Source organism: Rhizobium sp. RCC_161_2 (genome assembly GCF_041355235.1).
GTDB lineage: Bacteria > Pseudomonadota > Alphaproteobacteria > Rhizobiales > Rhizobiaceae > Rhizobium.
In genome coordinates this window covers 210,828-227,832 of the sequence record NZ_JBFUPL010000012.1, presented here as the reverse complement: position 1 = coordinate 227,832, position 17,005 = coordinate 210,828, and the positions used below count along the sequence as shown (strand labels likewise).

17 protein-coding genes and 4 pseudogenes are annotated in these 17,005 nt (G+C 56.6%); 11 read left to right on the top strand and 10 right to left on the bottom strand.

Going from position 1 to position 17,005, the window contains the following annotated elements:
- The 3 genes from AB6803_RS27140 to AB6803_RS27130 form a co-directional block, all read right to left on the bottom strand.
- The coding region (locus tag AB6803_RS27140) for an IS701 family transposase (protein ID WP_371111784.1) at positions 1-638 on the bottom strand (638 nt) is incomplete at its 3' end.
- Between the two features lie 116 nt (positions 639-754).
- Entirely contained in the window at positions 755-1,081 is a 327-nt protein-coding gene (locus AB6803_RS27135) for an XRE family transcriptional regulator (protein ID WP_080830938.1), read from the bottom strand.
- Complete coding sequence (locus AB6803_RS27130) at positions 1,078-1,437, bottom strand: type II toxin-antitoxin system RelE/ParE family toxin (protein WP_371111783.1); 360 nt, start codon at positions 1,435-1,437, stop codon at positions 1,078-1,080. The genes AB6803_RS27135 and AB6803_RS27130 overlap by 4 nt, the downstream gene beginning before the upstream one ends.
- Before the next feature lie 984 nt (positions 1,438-2,421).
- Here AB6803_RS27130 and AB6803_RS27125 point away from each other — a divergent pair.
- The 5 genes from AB6803_RS27125 to AB6803_RS27105 all read left to right on the top strand — a co-directional run bounded on the left by AB6803_RS27125 (position 2,422) and on the right by AB6803_RS27105 (position 5,026).
- Positions 2,422-2,808, top strand: a complete 387-nt coding sequence (locus AB6803_RS27125; RefSeq protein WP_371111782.1) for a hypothetical protein — start codon at positions 2,422-2,424, stop codon at positions 2,806-2,808.
- Positions 2,805-4,022, top strand: a complete 1,218-nt coding sequence (locus AB6803_RS27120) for an Nramp family divalent metal transporter (protein ID WP_371111781.1) — start codon at positions 2,805-2,807, stop codon at positions 4,020-4,022. Before AB6803_RS27125 ends, AB6803_RS27120 begins: the two co-directional genes overlap by 4 nt.
- Before the next feature lie 2 nt (positions 4,023-4,024).
- Positions 4,025-4,345: a hypothetical protein gene (locus tag AB6803_RS27115; RefSeq protein ID WP_371111780.1), complete on the top strand. Its 321-nt coding sequence runs from the start codon at positions 4,025-4,027 to the stop codon at positions 4,343-4,345.
- The gene (locus AB6803_RS27110) at positions 4,342-4,671 is read left to right on the top strand and encodes a PRC-barrel domain containing protein (protein WP_371111779.1); all 330 of its coding nucleotides are present in this window, start codon (positions 4,342-4,344) and stop codon (positions 4,669-4,671) included. Before AB6803_RS27115 ends, AB6803_RS27110 begins: the two co-directional genes overlap by 4 nt.
- Before the next feature lie 163 nt (positions 4,672-4,834).
- Positions 4,835-5,026, top strand: coding sequence for a hypothetical protein (locus tag AB6803_RS27105; protein WP_371111778.1), 192 nt, complete (start codon positions 4,835-4,837; stop codon positions 5,024-5,026).
- 65 nt (positions 5,027-5,091) lie between these two features.
- Here AB6803_RS27105 and AB6803_RS27100 read toward each other — a convergent pair whose 3' ends face one another.
- The 3 genes from AB6803_RS27100 to AB6803_RS27090 all read right to left on the bottom strand — a co-directional run bounded on the left by AB6803_RS27100 (position 5,092) and on the right by AB6803_RS27090 (position 6,566).
- Positions 5,092-5,385: a DUF982 domain-containing protein gene (locus AB6803_RS27100; RefSeq protein WP_371111777.1), complete on the bottom strand. Its 294-nt coding sequence runs from the start codon at positions 5,383-5,385 to the stop codon at positions 5,092-5,094.
- 267 nt (positions 5,386-5,652) lie between these two features.
- Positions 5,653-5,856 (bottom strand): hypothetical protein, encoded by a 204-nt coding sequence (locus AB6803_RS27095; RefSeq protein ID WP_371111776.1) that lies wholly within the window; start codon positions 5,854-5,856, stop codon positions 5,653-5,655.
- Positions 5,853-6,566 carry a Crp/Fnr family transcriptional regulator gene (locus tag AB6803_RS27090; RefSeq protein WP_371111775.1) on the bottom strand — a complete coding sequence of 238 codons (714 nt, stop codon included), beginning with the start codon at positions 6,564-6,566 and terminating at the stop codon, positions 5,853-5,855. Before AB6803_RS27090 ends, AB6803_RS27095 begins: the two co-directional genes overlap by 4 nt.
- Before the next feature lie 163 nt (positions 6,567-6,729).
- On the opposite strand from AB6803_RS27090, the gene AB6803_RS27085 reads away from it, so the two are divergent.
- Entirely contained in the window at positions 6,730-7,005 is a 276-nt protein-coding gene (locus tag AB6803_RS27085; RefSeq protein ID WP_371111774.1) for a hypothetical protein, read from the top strand.
- Between the two features lie 35 nt (positions 7,006-7,040).
- Here AB6803_RS27085 and AB6803_RS27080 read toward each other — a convergent pair whose 3' ends face one another.
- The 4 genes and pseudogenes from AB6803_RS27080 to AB6803_RS27065 all read right to left on the bottom strand — a co-directional run bounded on the left by AB6803_RS27080 (position 7,041) and on the right by AB6803_RS27065 (position 10,416).
- On the bottom strand, positions 7,041-7,766 hold the full coding sequence (locus tag AB6803_RS27080; protein ID WP_371111773.1) for a Crp/Fnr family transcriptional regulator: 726 nt from the start codon (positions 7,764-7,766) through the stop codon (positions 7,041-7,043).
- A 131-nt stretch (positions 7,767-7,897) separates the two neighbouring features.
- On the bottom strand, positions 7,898-8,170 hold the full coding sequence (locus AB6803_RS27075) for a hypothetical protein (RefSeq protein ID WP_371111772.1): 273 nt from the start codon (positions 8,168-8,170) through the stop codon (positions 7,898-7,900).
- A 216-nt stretch (positions 8,171-8,386) separates the two neighbouring features.
- Positions 8,387-9,116, bottom strand: a pseudogene (locus tag AB6803_RS27070) (Crp/Fnr family transcriptional regulator).
- 601 nt (positions 9,117-9,717) lie between these two features.
- On the bottom strand, positions 9,718-10,416 hold the full coding sequence (locus AB6803_RS27065; RefSeq protein ID WP_371111771.1) for a Ku protein: 699 nt from the start codon (positions 10,414-10,416) through the stop codon (positions 9,718-9,720).
- Positions 10,417-10,668: 252 nt separating this feature from the next.
- Here AB6803_RS27065 and AB6803_RS27060 point away from each other — a divergent pair.
- The 5 genes and pseudogenes from AB6803_RS27060 to AB6803_RS27040 form a co-directional block, all read left to right on the top strand.
- A pseudogene (locus AB6803_RS27060) lies at positions 10,669-12,481 on the top strand (putative bifunctional diguanylate cyclase/phosphodiesterase).
- A 310-nt stretch (positions 12,482-12,791) separates the two neighbouring features.
- Positions 12,792-13,841, top strand: coding sequence for a PAS domain-containing protein (locus AB6803_RS27055; RefSeq protein WP_371111770.1), 1,050 nt, complete (start codon positions 12,792-12,794; stop codon positions 13,839-13,841).
- Between the two features lie 112 nt (positions 13,842-13,953).
- Positions 13,954-15,507, top strand: a complete 1,554-nt coding sequence (locus tag AB6803_RS27050; RefSeq protein WP_371111769.1) for an ISL3 family transposase — start codon at positions 13,954-13,956, stop codon at positions 15,505-15,507.
- Between the two features lie 39 nt (positions 15,508-15,546).
- A pseudogene (locus tag AB6803_RS27045) lies at positions 15,547-15,935 on the top strand (SDR family oxidoreductase); the annotation flags it as partial.
- A gap of 94 nt (positions 15,936-16,029) precedes the next feature.
- A pseudogene (locus tag AB6803_RS27040) lies at positions 16,030-16,755 on the top strand (IS3 family transposase); the annotation flags it as partial.
- Between the last annotated feature and the right edge of the window lie 250 nt (positions 16,756-17,005).

Genomic DNA, 17,005 nt, shown 5'->3' with positions numbered 1-17,005 from the left:
CCACCTGCGCTCAATCCCTGTCGAAACGCAGCCGATAGACCGTAACCGGCGTCGGCAAGCACAGTGCCAAACCGCACACCTGCGGCAATCAACCGATCGATCTCATCGAGCGCAATCTCCGGTTTGGTGCGGGATATGCGCATTGGCTCGGGAACGCCGGCCTTTACCATCCGATCCTGATCACTGGTCCAGCTTTCGGGCAGAAACAGCCGCAAGCCCACCGGGACGGGAACCTCGTCGCGTGCCAGCGTCAACGACACCAACGTCTGGCAATTGGCGCGTTTGCCCAGCATCGAGGCATATTGCGGCGCGACCCCAACCGAGTGATCACCCTTCTTGGGTAGGCCTGTGTCATCGATCACCAGAAAGGCATCCGAGGCTCCAACAATCTTGTCGGCCTGCACCGCTAATTCCGCCTCGAGCGGACCAGCGTCCCAAATGCCATCCGATATGAAATGATGCAGGCGGTCGTAGTGATCAGGCGCAAGCCGTTCCGCCATCGGCTCAATGCTCTTGCGATCGCCCGGCCCGATGAGCCCCGAAATATACACCGGGCACATCTGCCGCCGCTTCTTGTGACCAAGCTTCTCAACAAATGGCTTCAGCCAATCCGCCAGGACAACGTCCTGCTCCGCCATCTCGCGCACCCCTGTGAACGCACACAAGATGGCCCATCATCGTAAATGGCCGGTTAATCTGCCAAAGTAGTGCTAGGTAAGTGTACAGTCGGAGGCTCTATTGGTTCAAAGCGATGTTACTTCTCAGTGGCCAATTCGCTGAAATTCTTGATGTTGACCGAGGCGTCGGGAAACCTCGCCGTAATCTCCAACGTGCCACCTAATGCTTCGATATAGCGTCGCAGATTGCTGACATAAATATCGGCGCGCTGCTCCAGCTTTGCGACAGCCGGCTGCTTCACATGGAGCGCGCGTGCCACATCCTGCTGAGTTTTTTCACGGGCCACGCGCAGCTCGTGTAACGCCATGTCTTCGAGAATTGCCTTGGTCGCTTCATCGTTGCGGGCACGGCGTTCTGGCGACATTCTGTTGCGCAAGTCGTTAAAGGAGCGATGTCCAGTCATATCAACCCTTCCTTCCCGATCTCGATCAGGTAATTGTCATATAGTCGATCAGCGACCGGAATCATGATTTCATAAAAGCGGTCGTCGCCGGTTTTATTTCCACCGACGAGCAAAATAGCAGTGCGACGCGGATCGAAAGCGTAGAATACCCGGTAGGGTTCGCCGCCGCTCTGAATCCGCAGTTCCCGCATATGTTCGTGCTTTGAACCTTCGACGCCGGATGAGTAAGGGAAGGGAAGTTGCGGTCCTTTGGCTTCTAGAAGCCCGACTACCCTCACAATATCGTCCTGAACGGCCTCGATCAGCGTCGTGTACCACTCACCAAACTCATCGGTATATTCAACGCTCCAACTCATCGGTGCTCCAAATGTATTCCATCTGTGGAATATTTCAAGCGATATTCCACAGACGGAATAACTTGACCCCTCAAAGTTGACAAGTGGAGATGGCGCCGAGCTGTTGGTGCCCCATGACGATCGTTCCATCGAACTTGTGATCTGGAGCCTGCGTGAGAACGACGTCGGACCTCGATGCGGCTTCCGCAACCGTCCGGAATAATCCGCTTCCCGCTGCATGCGAGCCGTCTCCAGCAGTTATGCCCATCGACGCCGACCCGACGTCGGAGCGAGGGAACAACCGGCAAGGCAATCGGGGAAGGCGATAGATCCGTATCAGCACGATTATTGTGGATCTAAGGCAGGTCTATGGGGCATCCCAATCCCGCTCTTGATGGATGGTTTCCTGGTCCAGCCCCGGATCTCCGTCGATCAACCCGCTGACGGGGTCCGTTCACATGGGATGTTCGCTGTCAATGCTCCATGGCAATCTCCTAGGCTTCAGCTTGGGGTAGTTTGTCATCGGGAAATTCTTTCGTTTGCTGAGCTGACCGCAGCTGTACGCCGTGCGTCGGAGACCGTTGCCGCCGCAAGCACCACCTTTCGCGCCGCTTGATGTCGCTACGCTGACTGCGTGGCGGCTGGGCGTATCGCGGTCGACTCCGATAAGCGGCACAATGAACCTGAGGAGCCATCAAAAGTTCCACAGGATGCTTCCTCGTTCCCGTTTTTTTTGCGCAGCTGCATTTTTGGTAAGGGTTCAAAACGGATAGGTCCGTCGACCTCCGTCTTCGTTCTGGCAGCGCCAGTTCATCAATTTCGACTTGTCTCGCCGTGATCATCAGATATTCTTTCGGCTTCCGACGCGGGTGAAGCAGGTCGCTCAGTCCTTGCCGACCGGAATGGCCGCTTCGCTGGGGCAGACTGTCCCCGGGTTAGCAGCGTCATTGAAAGCGGCCAACTGCCCGCTAACTCTTGATTGGAAACCCGAGGACTGATCATCGCATGACTCACCGAACCATCAGCAGTTCTGCTATGTTTTTACTTTTTGCCCTTCTTTCTTCATGCACCAGCGAGCAGGACAAGCAGCAAAAGACACTGCAGAACATTCTGTCATGGACGGCCAGCGCGGAAATGATCGTTGACGCTCGTACGTCTGGGGTGGTTCCAGACACTTACAGCCGGTTGGCGATCGAACGTTGCCAGGACGAAGTCACGTCTCTTGTCAACGAATTGGGCGATGGAGCGTCAGAGACCGTAAGAGTCATTCAGCCACTGCTGCAGGAAGCAGCCGACGCGGCCGCGAAAAGGGACCGGCCCGCGGCTGAACGCGTAGTTGAAGCGCTTCGTCATGCGCGGTTCGAGATCAACCGCGAGATGACCGAGGCATGAAGAAGCTCTTCCAGATCTCGCTCGGCATCGTCACCAGCGTCGGCGGCTTTCTTGAGACGGGGCTGATCGCGACTTCGACCCAGGCCGGTGCAGCCTTCGGTTATCAGCTCATTTGGGCCGTCGTCCTCGGCACGATCTGCCTTATCTTCCTTGTCGAGATGTCCGGCCGCTTCGCCATCGCCAGCCACTACACCATCGCCGACGGCATCCGCGACCGCTTCGGATCCAACATGTTCATTGTCATGTTGGCAGTCACCTTCATTGTCAACCTCCTGGTGCTGGCGGCCGAGATCGGAGGCGTTTCGCTCGCCCTGCAGTTCCTGACCGGCTGGAGTTTCCAGTGGTGGGCAGTTCCAGTCGCATTCGCGGTATGGCTTCTGCTCTGGCGGGGCACGTTCGGGATGATCGAGAACGGTGTTTCCTTCCTCGGCCTGCTGGCGCTGAGTTTTGTCGTCGCCATGGTGACGATGGGTCCGCCATGGACGGAGGTCGCCAAAGGCGCTCTGCCAACTCTCCCCGAAAAGGATGTGCTGCACTATGCGTTCATTGCCGTCGGCATCCTTGGCGCGGTTATCTCGCCATATCTCTTCTTCTTCTATTCGTCAGGTGCGATCGAGGAGAAGTGGGACAAGTCCTATTTCGGGATCAACAGGGTCATCGCCGCGCTCGGGATGACATTCGGAGCGGTGATCTCAGTCGCGATCATTGTCCTGGCTGCTATGGTCTATCCATCACATGGAATAGAAGCTGTCGACGGATACGAACAGATCGCCATGATCTTGACGCCGGCCTTTGGCGGCTGGGGACTTTATCTATTCTGCGGATCGCTGATGATCACCTGCTTCGGGGCGGCGCTGGAGGTATCGCTGGCCCAGTCGTATCTCGCAGCCCAAGGTTTTGGATGGAACTGGTCAGAATCTGCCAAGCCGAAGAGCGATCCTGCATTCAGTCTGGTCTATACCGTGTCAATCGCGGTCGCCGTTATTCCGATCGCTCTTGGCCTCGACCCTCTGCAAGTGACGATCTTTTCGATGGCCGTTACAGCCATCAGCCTGCCGTTCGGCGTAGCCCCCTTCATCTTCCTTATGAACGACCGCAAATATGTCGGCGAGCACACCAATGGCTGGATCGGCAACATGGTGGTGCTCTTCGTTATTGGACTGGCATTCCTCTTTGCAGTCGTCACCATACCGCTTCAGATCTGGGGAGGATAACTGTGCATCTCGTAAGAGACCTACTCGACAAACAGCTTCTTGATCCTGATCAACACAAGATCGGCAAAGTCGATGGTGTTGTCATGGAATACCGGGACGATCAGCAGCCGCGCATCGCCGCGCTCGAAACAGGATCCGGCGTCGTGCTCGATAGGCTGGGCTGGCGTACCAAAAGCCGACGGTTCCGTGTCAATTTCGCGAAGGTGTGCGACGTGGGAGTCGCGGTAACCGTCCGTGTATCGCGTGAGGAGATGCCCGTGACGCAGTGGCAGGAGTGGCTCCGGCGCCATATTCTTCGCTGGATACCTGGAGGCCTTTCGTGACAGAAATCATGCTTCAGCATCTCATTGGAAAGCGGGTGTTCGATTTGGACGGAAAACCTGTCGGCCGCATCGAGGAGGTGGTCGCGGAAGCTTTTGGAGCGGAACTCCTCGTAAAGGAATACCACGTCGGTGCATTCGCGTTAATTGAGCGGCTCTCGGCGGGCGAAATCGGGAGGACCCTCTTGCGCCTGTTAGGTGCGGTGCGCGGGCAGGGACTTGCGGTTCCTTGGGACCGTATGGATCTGAGCTCGATGAAGAGGCCGCAGATTACCTGTCCGATCGAAGAATTGCGACCGCCGCGATCGGACGTTCCACACCAGTTCTAGGCGGCTCGGTTTGCTGGTGCCGTATTTATATCGCTCGTGAGGCTATCGTGCGTTCGACCCGTCCTATCGCCAGCGCAGGCCGCGGCTCGACCGTCCCGGCGATTGAACAAAATGCTGACTGAGACGTTTGGTCTGCATCTCGGGCGTCGTCGGAGTTCATGACATGAGCATCTCGGATCAGATTTCAAGATTAGCTTTAGATCCATCAGTACGTCGCGCCGTTCAGAGGCTTCCTCAGCACCAGCTTCCGAACATTGATGATCGCTTCAACCATCTGCTCGCTCGCCTCTCTTTGGCCGAATCCGTCATTCCCGCGCCCATGACAACCGGGCAAGAGCGTGTCACCCTGGCGTAAGGACACGTGTGCAGTCCTGCTTCAAATGTTTCGTTATTGGGAGGCCAAGGCCGTATGTTTAGTCCTTATGAGTTAATCCCGCAGTCGTTTGTGTGCTTGGAAACCAAGGTGGCTTCTTCAATGTTCGCGAGAATTCGTTCTTTAATCAGAAAGCGACGGATGTTTTCGCGAAGGGACGTCAGAGGGAAAACTCCCTGCGCGGCCATCCGGCAGGCTTTAGAGATCACATTGTAGGTCACGCCGCGCTTCTCCATCGGCCATTCCTCAAGAAGATCCAAAACATCTTCCAGGCTTGCGAGCTGTTCAATGTAGCGGTCCTTTTTCACGAACAGCGGTCTCTCAAACAATTTGCTTGTCATCAATACCTCCTTGCCTTCACACGCATGACGGGGAAAGATTTGGTTGGGTCGCCGTTTTCGTTCAAGGCTCTCCCTGGCTTTTTTCGCATAGACGTGGTGGATCACAGAAACTCGGGACATCAGATGCGCATCAGTGTTTGCGGTCGGTGGTCCAAATAATCGTCGGGCATCCGAACCCACTAAGGAAGTTACGCGCTATCTGAGTGTACATGTTTAACTGCGAATCGCCCGGCTTTGTCAAAAACCGCACGGAGCGGCTGGCCTATGCTACGCACTGAGGTAGGTTTTGCCGGCTGCAGTTAGGCGATACAATCTTGCTCTGAGATCCGTGCCTTTCGACTCGACCAAGCCAAGATCCTCGGCAATGAGTGCTGTTTTCAGGCCGACCTGGTTCGGCAGTTTGCGCCATCGGCCTTTTTGCAGATGATCAAGGAGCAGGTTGAGGCGGATCTGCTTCGCCCCTTTCGTCACTTGCTCCCGATCAGTCGGTCATATTCCCGTTCAGGCGCTCCGTAGCATCCCCCGGCAATCTCCTCCAGCTTTGCTCGATCCCGGATACGGATGCGACCTCGCGTGGCTTTGATCGCATGCATCCCTTCCAGGATATGTAAGTGATCGGTCACTCCAGAGCGGCGCACGCCGAGCATGAGGGAAAGAAATTCGTGCGTCAGCGCCATATCGTCGTCACGAATACGGTCGTGGCACATCAGCAGCCAGCGCGACAGTCGCTCCGCCATATTGTACCGGCCATTCGCAAGTGCCGAATGGGCGAGCTGCAACTCGCAGGTATGGATGTAGTGTAAAAGGAGATCTCGCGAAGCAGTATCTTCGTCGATCAGGCGATACACAAGTTCCACTGGGACCTTGATCGCGCTGCCGTCGATCTGCACGAAGGTCCGATTGGGAGTGGTGTCAAGCCTAAGAACGCGATGCGTTCCGCACAATCCTTCCCAACCGATATGCCCAACCTCGATGGCTTCGTCATCGGCTGTTCTTGCGACGATCGATGCCAGTCCGTTTTCGAGGAAGAAGATATGACTGCTTGGCTGATCGCTTTCCACCAGCACCGTTCGGATCGGAAGATCGACCCGTTCCATGCCGGCTTGCAGAACGTCGAAGGCCGCCGTACTCAACGCACGCAGCAGCCGGTTCTGCACATCGGTTCTTTGGATTTCAGCCATTTTCTTGGCTCCTTCCGGGGAGGAGCCCGTACTCGAACCCATCAAGTGACGAGAGAGGTGTGAGAAGGTTATGGCGTACAATCGTCGAATACTCTAGCTTAACAGACGCACTGTACGGTTTTGACAATCACTCACGCAATCTCGACGGGATTGCAGCACGGTCTTGACTGACGCCGACTGTTTCCGCGAAAGGCGGTTGATGCCGATATTCCACCTTAACATTGCCACCAGAACAACGGTGATCCAGGATGAGGAAGGCGCCGAGCTCGTGGATCTTGCCGAAGCGCGGCGCGAAGCGATCAAGGATGCCAGGGGATTGATGAGCGCCGCAATTCTGCAGGGGCGTGACATCTCCCACCGTCATATTGAAATCTGCGATGCAGGTGGCAACCTGCTGTTGAAGGTACCCTTTTCTGCGGCCTACGAGGGTGGCGATTGAGCTCGTGGCGAGTTGGAAAGATATCCGGGGCTCGTCTACCCTCTGCGGATCGGAAGCCCGATATATTGTTCGTATTCGCGTTCCGGTATGCCGTATGATCCGCCGGCGATGTCCTCTAGCTTCCGGCGGTCCGTTATCCTGACGTTGCCACGGGTCGCTTTGATCGCATGTAAACCTTCAAGAATATGGATTTCGTTGGTGACGCCTGAGCGGCGGACGCCCAGCATGATCGACAGAAACTCATGGGTGAGCGGCAGATCGTCGGATAGCAGCCGATCATGGCACATCAACAACCAGCGGGCCAACCTTTCCGGCATATTATAACGCGCATTGGCAAGAGCGGAATGCGCCAGCTGTAGCTCGCAACAGTGGACATATCGAAGGAGCAGGTCATGCGCCTCGGGTACCTGTTTCACCATAGCCAGAAAAACCGACGTGGGTACGGAAATGCCATTCCCTTCGGCCTGCATGAAAGCTCGATGAGGTGTCTTCGCTACCTTCAACAGGACATGCGTTCCCGCCATGCCCTCATAGCCGATATGGCCGACTTCGACACTTTCGTCATCGCGGCTTATGGCAACGAGCGATCCAAGGCCACGCTCCAGGAAATAAACACGATCATTCGCTACATCTGGCGTCACCAGCTCGTGTCGCAACGGCAGATCGATGCGCTGCATAGCGGGCTTCAAGATGTCGAACGCCTGAGGCGACAATGCGCGCAGCAACAAGTTGGAAACCGTCGATTGCGAAAAGTCGGACATAGTCCAGCCTCCGGCGGGAATGAGCCCGAACTCATGCCGACGTATGGCAAGGCGTCGGCAATGGATAGCTTATGCGTCAAACTGCTGTTCCGCGCCAAGAGCCTGAGCCGCTTTGTGCGGTTTTGACATTTCTATCCCGTGACCGAACTCATCGCGGCAACATCAGGTCGATCAATGATTTTGACGGCGGCCGTGAAAGACAGAACAATGACCGTGAAGCCACTCTCATCGACGACGTTCATTAGCCACGCGGAAACGTCAGCATTCGCCAGCATGGTTCCCCGGAGGCGCTCGGCAATTGTTTCGACTGCTTCGCTTCGCGCGCTGTCGACATCTGGATGTTCCGAGCCTACCGTGTCCGCTATGGAAACGCCGTCGTGAACGTTGAAGAAATAGCGGGGCATTGATATTGATGCTCCTGAACAGGCAAGAGCATAGAAACGATCTCTCAGCCACTCGCGCCTGCCACGCACGGCGAGTGATGACCTTTTATTTCAGATAATGGAGTTCTAAAGAAGGTGGGACCCGGTGCCCATGCAGCCTTCTCGCAGGACGTGGCCGCGCTGCCCTCGCTCGGAAGTAGAAACGTGATCGCGAACCGGCGTAATTAAACAAAAGGGCTAGCCTCTCGTCCTGAAAGGCAGACCAATCAGACGCTCATATTCCCTCTCTGCCACGCCATAACTTCCGCCAGCGATCTCTTCCAGTTTGTTTCGATCAAGAATGCGGATGTTGCCCCGGGTTGCTTTGATCGCACCGATACCTTCCAGAAGATGCAACTGGTCCGTTATGCCTGACCTGCGAACACCGAGCATGATGGACAGAAATTCATGTGTGAGGCCAAGGTCACTTCCCAGGCGATCGTGGCACATCAGCAACCAGCGCGCGAGACGCATCGTAGATGCTGAACCGGGCATTCGCGAGCGCCGTGTAGGAAACCTGTGTTTTGAACGAATGAATGCACATCAAAATCAGCGCACGGAATTCTGGCAAGTTGTCCAGTGCAGCACGAATGACCGGCACAGGAACCAGATACCCATGGCCCTCACCTTGCATAAATGTCTTTGTGGGTCCTTGATCAGCATATAGCGCTACATGCAGTCCTCTGGCCTCCTCCGATCCTATATGCCCGACCTCTACCATCTCTTCGTCGCCCTCTGTTATCGCTACAACCGATGCTAAACCCCTCTCGAGGAAGCAGACGAAGTGCGTTGGCTTGTCTTGTGCGACGAACGTAAAGTTCAGGGGAAGTTCGATGGTCCGCATATGTGGTGCGATCATTGCGAAAGCATCTGGACGCGCGGCACGGAGCAAAAGGTTTCGTACGTCATCCTGAATAGGAAGGTTCATCTGTCGTCCGTGCGTAAGGCGGTTTTTTCCAAAACATGATCAACGGCTTATGCTGCAACCGGGCTGGTTTTTCCATATGCTGCTGTGGTTCGTACGATTTCCGACAGAACCGCACCGGTTATTGTTGGTTGGCTGCCGTAGGACACTCAGTCTATTGTCGTAGGGTGCCTCGAGCTTCCGGCGCATGTGTTCCACTGGCGAGTCAGCTGGCGTAGCGAAGTGAGCCTACCGCTTAAGGCACCGTCGGTGGTTGGTGCAAAGAAGCGGGAGATGCCGCAGTTGCACCGGTAGCTAGAGCTCCTTCTGACTAGCCCCTAGCCAACGTCCGGCCTTCATCCTTCGATCTCAGGGGCCACTGCACGTGAATGGATGAAAGAAGCCGCGCTAACCTCTTGAGGGGAATCACTTGCTGATCTCGCGGAAGCGATAGCTGAGGCCATGCCGGCATCGAGGATGATGGCCCAGGGACAGCCTGAACCGGTCTTCGACTTCGTTCTGGGAGACGCGTAGATATCTGCGGGTGCTGATCGAGATTGTAGGCGCTCAGCAGAAGCCACTTAACGCTGCGATGGTGATCGTGGCACGGCCAAAGGCCAAGAGATCATCCAGCTTTGCGGGATTTCAGCTCCTTTGCAACCGACTTCTTCAACGCGTCCATAATGTTCACGACGTTGCTCCTTTTCTCGTCATCATTCTTCGTGGATTTCGAGGTCGTGGCCTTCGACGGCTTCATGGCTTTCTTCTTATCTGCTATCAGTTTCAGCAAGCTTTCCTGGATTGGGTCGGGCACCATATCCGGCGACCAGTCCGTCAGCCGTTTTTTGAAAACTGCCTCAAGTGCTGAAACGCCTTCAGCATCCGACTTCTTATCTATGTCTTTGAAGTATTCGCTTTCTGGCCGCACTTCATCTCCGAAGCGAAGGGTCCACACCACGATTCCTTCGCTGCGTGCCTCCAGCACAACCGCCCGTTCCCGACGGCCGAGGACCACGCGAGATATGCCGACGACATTCTCCGCCTCCATTGCTTGCCGGATGACTGCGAAGGCTTCGTCGCCGATCTTGTCGTTTGTGGTGAGGTAGTACGGGGTTTCGAGATAGACCCACTCGATGCTGCCACGCGGTACGAATTTTTCGATGTCAATTCTGCGGACCGTCTCCAGCTCGACGGACCGAGGAGCTTTCGTCTCTGTCTCATTCTCGCTCCGACCTCGACATCGATGAGTTGAGCCTCTTTGGATAGTGCCATTTCTGCCCCTCGATTGCGTGGAATTAAAACTTTGGGCAGGGTCGATACTCATCAAGCAACGAAGGTCGGAAAGAAGCTCCCCCGTCGCTGCGGCCGGCCAGTAAAGCGACTACTTTCTTAACGATGTGCCCGACTATCCTCAGCCATACGGAACATTTTCCCTTACCGGCCTGTTGAAGCCGACGGTTTGGGGTGCCGCTATGACACTGACTTTGTGTCGTCTAGATCGAATTGTAACGAGTTGAGCAATTTCACTTGAAAGCTATTTTGTTAGAGATGGCTTCCGCCCAGAGAAATGTCGCTAATGATCCTTGAGTTACAGAACGCCATTCTTGAAATGATCGCCAAAGCCGAACCGCTGGCGGCCACCGTCGAGCGGCTTTGCGTCGGTGTCGAGGCGGCCGTTCCTGGGATTTCCGCATCGGTCCTTTTGGTGCAGGGAAGTACACTTCATACGCTCGCGGCACCTTCGCTCGCCGCTCACTATTCGGCGGCAATTAATAATATGGAAATCGGCCCGCTCGCCGGGTCCTGCGGTACCGCTGCTCACTGCGGACATGAGATAGTCGTCACAGACATCGAAACTGATGCCCGATGGAACGACTTTAAGGCTTTGGTTCTCCCGCTCGGCTTCAAGGCATGCTGGTCGACGCCGATTAAGAGCGGCGAGCGCGTGGTCGGCACATTCACCTTTATTATCGCGAACACCGGGGTCCAAACCCCATTGAAAAGCAGATCGTCGAGGCGTGCGTCCATCTCTGCTCGATCGCCATCGAGAGAAACGAGCGTGTGCAGGAACGTCACCGCCTCACCTACACTGATGCTCTGACGGGATTGCCCAATCGTGCCCACTTCAGTCGGGCCCTGGCTTTGGAACTTGTGAATTCCGCTGAACCCTGGGGCATTCTGCTGGCGGACATCGACAATCTCAAGCTGGTCAACGACACTTTCGGACATGCCGCCGGCGACACTCTCATTCAGGTCGTAGCAAGCCGCATATCGGCTATCGTGTCGCCGCAAAGCGCTTATCGTCTGGGCGGAGATGAGTTCGCTGTAATCGTCCACGGAGAGAACACCACGGATCTTGGCGGAGTCGCTGAGCAAATTCGCGCGGCACTTTCGTCCTCTTCTCAATGCGATGGTCACGTCGTCTCCCCAGCTGCGACGATCGACGGCGCTCTTGCCGGCACCAATAGCAACCCGGAACAGATCCGACAGAACGCGGATCTCGCATTGTATCATGCAAAGGAACACAACCGCGGCCATTATGTCGAGTACCGTCCAAGCCTCGGCACGGCGATTACGAGACGCTTCCGGGCGATCCGTGACGTCAGCGTCGCCTTGGCTGAAGACCGGCTTGACGCCCATTATCACCGATTGTCCGCCTCGATATCCGCGAGGTCGTCGGGTTCGAGGCCCTTTGCCGCATGACGACAAGGTTTGGAGACATCATTGCAGCCGCCAACTTCCACGAAGCGACAAAGGACGCGCATGTCGCCGCAGAGTTGACGCAGCGGATGCTGTTACCCGTAGCGAGTAATATTCGTGTCTGGCTCGACATGGGCCTGCCGCTTCAGCACGTCGGCATCAACCTGTCAGCGGCAGACTTTCATTCCGGCGATCTGCGCAGTCGGCTTTGCGAGCTGTTCGGCAATGCGGGCGTCCCACTGGAGCATATCATTCTGGAAGTGACTGAATCGGTCTATCTCGGCCAGCGCGACCATGTCGTGGCCGACCAGATAAAAGCGCTGAGGTCTGAAGGCCTGAAGGTGGCTTTGGACGATTTCGGCACCGGTTTCGCGTCACTGACCCACCTCCTGACCGTACTGGTCGACATTATCAAAATTGATAAACCCTTCGCCGATCGCCTGGTGCCGGGAGACGCCGCAAAATTCATCGACGAAGGTCTAATCGGCATCGCCCGAAACCTTGGGATGCGCGTCGTCGCAGAAGGTATCGAAACGGAACCCCAGGCGGCGCAGCTGGTGGAACCTGGCTGTACGCTCGGCCAGGGATATCTGTTCTCCAAGGCAGTCGGCCGTGGTGCCGCTACCGATCTTCTGAAGCGGCGGGGCCAGCGAAAAGCTGGTGACAATCGTCTCTCGAAAGCCTCGTAGGCTCGGTCGCGTTCGCTGATTTAGACCGCCGCTACGATCTGTAAAGGCCGTTGTCCGGGGCCGCATGCCTCATATCGCGGGCCACCAATGTCGTTTTTTCGTCAGGCGCATGACTTTAGAAGTCCGCTGGTTGACACAGCAGCCGCTTCACAAGCTAACTCTATCGTTCGTCGCCAGTCGGTGGCAATGACTCAGACCGCAGAGGCCTCTTCGGTTCACCGCCTGATAACTTGGCATGTGTGGGTCGGAAATGCCGGGAAACTATTCGTCGCTGTATGCGTTTTAAACCTCTTCCAATACGGAGGTGAATGTGGTCGATCCAGTACAATCCGACATCCACGGAGATCTTCCCGCTGCCGCGACGAAACAAGGGATGGTTGACCGAAAAGAGCTTTCTGCTTTCGCGTTCCAGCGGACCAGAATGCCCATAGTCGTATCGGACGCGCGACAGCCTGATTTCCCGATCGTGCTTGCCAACGATGCCTTCCTTCATCTGACCGGCTACACCGCAGAGGAGGTTCTGGGCAGGAACTGCCGCTTCCTGCAGGGTGAAGCAACATCGAAAACGGCGATCGCCCAAATTCGAGCAGCCGTTGCTCAGGAGAGCGAGACGACAATCGAAATTCTGAACTACAAGAAGGATGGCACCCCGTTCTGGAACCAACTGCACATAAGCCCTATCGTCGACGAGCAGGGCGAGCTCGCATACTATTTCGCATCCCAGATCGACATGACCGAGTATCGACGTGTGCAGACGCTTGAAGAAGCCGAACATCGCCTGCTACTTGAAGTCGATCACAGGACCAAGAATGTGCTGGCCATCGTTGACAGCATCGTCCGCCTATCAAAGTCCGACAATGCCGCCAGCTATGCTGCTTCTGTCCAGCAGCGTGTCCAGGCACTGTCGCGCACGCATATGCTTCTGGCGGAACATGGCTGGCAGGAGGTCGAACTGGCCGACATCATTCGAGCGCAGGTTCAGATTTTCAACAGCGGCGGAATTGAGATTGAGGGCCCCCGCGTGATGATCTCCGCGCCCTCCGCCCAACCCATTGGGTTGGCGCTGCATGAGCTTGCCGCCAATGCCGCCGTCCACGGATCGCTTTCACAAAGAAAAGGTAGCTTGCGTATCAGCTGGATACAAACCGGATCCGGCCTGACGCTCACTTGGGAGGAGCGCAACGGTCCGCCTCCGAAACAGGAATTGGGCGGCGGTTTCGGGAAAGTACTCCTAGCGGCCGTGGTGGAAAAGCAGCTCGGAGGTAAAATTTCCCGCGACTGGCGCGAACACGGCCTGTCTTTGGTGATCGAACTGCCGTCGCTGGATCGGGTAGGGCATCGGTTGCAGGAGCGGCCTTAGGGGGACGTTTGGACGCCGATCACCCCAAATGCGGGTCCTTATTCGGCTCTGACTCACTTTTGATGAATTCTGGGCGTCGGCTGGCGTTGGTTTTGCAAAAGGAATCAGCGTCATGGTTCATTCGCTTCGCCCCTCCGCACTCGTGCCCCGAGGCTTTGTCATCGACGAGACAGCTTCTGCTGACGACCCGATAATACTCGCTGTCCGATCGGCGGATATGTTCAGCAGTTGTCCAGGCTGCGGAACAAGATCGGAGCGGATACACAGCCGTTATCATCGATGCCTGACGGATCTGCCCATCGCGGGAAAATCCCTGCGATTGGTTATTGCCGCGCGCCGGTTCTATTGCGATGCAGTGCTGTGTGGCAGAAGGATTTTTACCGAGCGCTTCGAGACAGATGTCCTGGCGCCGTGGGCGCGGCGTACGGCGCGGCTTGATCATATTGTCCATCATCTCGGGCTTGCTTTGGGTAGCCGGCCGGCGGCGGCTTTCGCCCGCAGACTGATGGTGCCGGTCAGCAACGACACCTTGCTGCGTGTCGTCCGACGGCGCGGCACGCCGCATTTCGTTCCGCCGCCGATGATTGGCATCGACGACTGGGCGTGGCGGCGCAACCAGCGCTATGGTGCGATCATCTGCGATCTCGAACGGCGCAAAACCATTGCACTTTTGCCGGACCGAGAGCCAGCAACCGCTCAGGCCTGGCTTTCGGATCAGCAGCAGATCAATATTGTCGCCCGCGACCGCAGCGGCGCCTACGTCCTTGCTGCGGCAAAGGCGCTGCCAGAGGCAACCCAAGTGGCCGATCGATGGCACTTGATGGAGAACGCCAGTCGGGCATTTCTCGACGCCATCCGCAAATCCATGCGACAGATCAGAACAGCGATCGGGTCAGCCACGATCAATCCGGACCTGCTGACGGCCGCTGAGCGGATCCAATATCAGGGCTATCTGCATCGAGAAGAAACTAATTCCGCCATTCTGGACTTGGCCAAGTCCGGTGTTGCAATCAAAGAGATTGTTCGTCGCACCGGGCACAGTCGTGGCCTCGTCAGACGGGTGCTACGTGGTCAACGATCCGACGTGCTCCGCGTGCGGGAGAACTCGCTCGAAGTTTATCTGCCATGGCTCGACGCCCAGTGGAGTGCCGGTCACCGCAATGGCACACAGTTGTGGCGCGAGTTAACGCGCCAGGGATTCCGGGGCTGCCTTCGTGTCGTGACCGAATGGGCGACGCGTCGGAGAATGGCGGAAAAGATGGATTGCGGGGCGCTGAGCCGTACGCCGTCGGCACGGGCTGTCGCACGCCTCATGACCATCGGGCGCGATGATCTTTCCAAGTCTCAGACCGTTACGGTTGCCGCGATTGAAGGCGGCGTGCCGCAACTCGTGGAAGCGCGGGAAGTCGTCGCCGCTTTCCAAGCCATGATCCGCAAGAAATCTCTCGCCGATCTCGAACCATGGCTGGAACGCGCCCGATCAAGCTTGGTCGCGGCCTTCGCCAATGGTGTCGCCAAAGACCGGGCAGCCGTGAGTGCCGCGATCAGTTCGCCCTGGTCAAATGGACAGACAGAGGGGCAGATTACCAAGCTCAAGCTTGTAAAACGCCAGATGTACGGCCGAGGGAAAATCGACCTCCTTCAGGCGCGCGTCATCGGTGGATAGGCCTCAGACCACCAAAATTGCGTCAGAGCCCTTATTCTCTGGTTGACCAAGGCAGCGCTCAAGCATCTGAAGCCCGGCTCGGCGATCATCCAGACGACGCCCGAGCAGGCTTATGACCCATCGGAGAACCTGGTGGACTATGCGATGACGAAGGCAGCGGCGACGAACTTCACCAAGTCGATGGCAAAGCAACTTGGCCCGAAGGGGATCCGGGTCAATGGCGTGGCGGCCGGTCCCATCTGGACACCGCTCCAGGTCAGTGGAGGTGCGACCATGGAGAAGCTCGTGAAGTTCGGCGACGACACGCCGCTTGGCCGCCCTGGCCAGCCGGCTGAACTGGCTTCCATCTACGTTCAGCTCGCCGACCGCAGGCTAGCTATGCCACCGGGCAAGTCTATGGCGCTGCCGGCGGTAGCGGCCAGCCATGACGCCGGATTTTCCAGTAAACTCTTCTCGACGACTCACCGATGATGTAGGGGCGACTACGAGTTAAGGTGTTCCTCCTGAAACCGGAGAGCATGAATGCAAAGACGAATATTCAGCCGCGAGTACAAGCTTGAGGCGGTGAAGCTGGTCAGGGAGCGTGGAATTGCCGTCGCGCAGGCTGCCTGTGATCTTGATGTCCACGAGAATGTGTTGCGCAAATGGGTTCGGGAATACGGCGACGATCCCAGCCAGACCTTTCCTGAAAAAGGGCAAATGAAGCGGAGCAGCTTGAGATCGAGCGGCTCCGTCGTGAAGTCGCAAAGCTGAAGGCAGAGCGCGATATCCTAAAAAAGGCTGCAGCCTACTTTGCCAGGGACGCGTTATGAAGTTCGCGTTCGTTGCAAAGCACCGCTCGATCTGGGGCCTTTCGTCGTTGCTTTGCAACGACTGCCGGGCAGAGGGTGGGCATGGCTCTGTGAAGCGCTGAGAGTTTCTCGCTCAGGTTTCCACGCCTGGTTCAAGCTTTCTCCGAGCGAACATGCACGCCATGACGAGGTCCTGCTGGAAAGGATCAAGCAGAGTTTCCAGTCCAGCGACCGCACCTATGGTGCCCGACGGGTCTGGCACGATGTGCTGGAGGAAGGGTTATCCTGCGGCCTCCATCGTACTGAGCGGCTGATGCGCTTGAATGCGCTCAGGGCAAGACCCAGGCGGCGTGGCTTGCCAAAGGACGCCGGTGACCGTGCCGTCATCATGCCTAACGTGCTGGACCGCCAGTTCGTGGCAGAGCGTCCGAACCAGAAATTGGTGGCTGACTTTACGCCACTTTCCTTTGGGGGCAGGCTGGTTTCTATTGCGTATTCAACGTGCTGCAAGCGGTTCCGTTACACGATTGTTAGAGGACACGATGTGTGAGCAGTGACGAAGGATAAGATCTTGAAAACATTGGTGGGCGATGCAGGAACTGAATCCGCTGCCCTAATTTCGATTCCCTTCAAGGCGAAGACGACTGACATCGTCCATGCAGATGCGGAGATTGTTTCCGCACCTGCATGGGCGGTTTGGATCAGCT

Coding starts and splice junctions, on each gene's coding strand:
- AB6803_RS27100 (WP_371111777.1), bottom strand. CDS start 5,385: ATGACAAGCAAATTGTTTGAGAGACCGCTGTTCGTGAAAAAGGACCGC.
- AB6803_RS27105 (WP_371111778.1), top strand. CDS start 4,835: ATGAGCATCTCGGATCAGATTTCAAGATTAGCTTTAGATCCATCAGTA.
- AB6803_RS27050 (WP_371111769.1), top strand. CDS start 13,954: ATGGTTCATTCGCTTCGCCCCTCCGCACTCGTGCCCCGAGGCTTTGTC.
- AB6803_RS27080 (WP_371111773.1), bottom strand. CDS start 7,766: ATGTCCGACTTTTCGCAATCGACGGTTTCCAACTTGTTGCTGCGCGCA.
- AB6803_RS27075 (WP_371111772.1), bottom strand. CDS start 8,170: ATGCCCCGCTATTTCTTCAACGTTCACGACGGCGTTTCCATAGCGGAC.
- AB6803_RS27130 (WP_371111783.1), bottom strand. CDS start 1,437: ATGAGTTGGAGCGTTGAATATACCGATGAGTTTGGTGAGTGGTACACG.
- AB6803_RS27120 (WP_371111781.1), top strand. CDS start 2,805: ATGAAGAAGCTCTTCCAGATCTCGCTCGGCATCGTCACCAGCGTCGGC.
- AB6803_RS27065 (WP_371111771.1), bottom strand. CDS start 10,416: ATGAGTATCGACCCTGCCCAAAGTTTTAATTCCACGCAATCGAGGGGC.
- AB6803_RS27135 (WP_080830938.1), bottom strand. CDS start 1,081: ATGACTGGACATCGCTCCTTTAACGACTTGCGCAACAGAATGTCGCCA.
- AB6803_RS27125 (WP_371111782.1), top strand. CDS start 2,422: ATGACTCACCGAACCATCAGCAGTTCTGCTATGTTTTTACTTTTTGCC.
- AB6803_RS27090 (WP_371111775.1), bottom strand. CDS start 6,566: ATGGCTGAAATCCAAAGAACCGATGTGCAGAACCGGCTGCTGCGTGCG.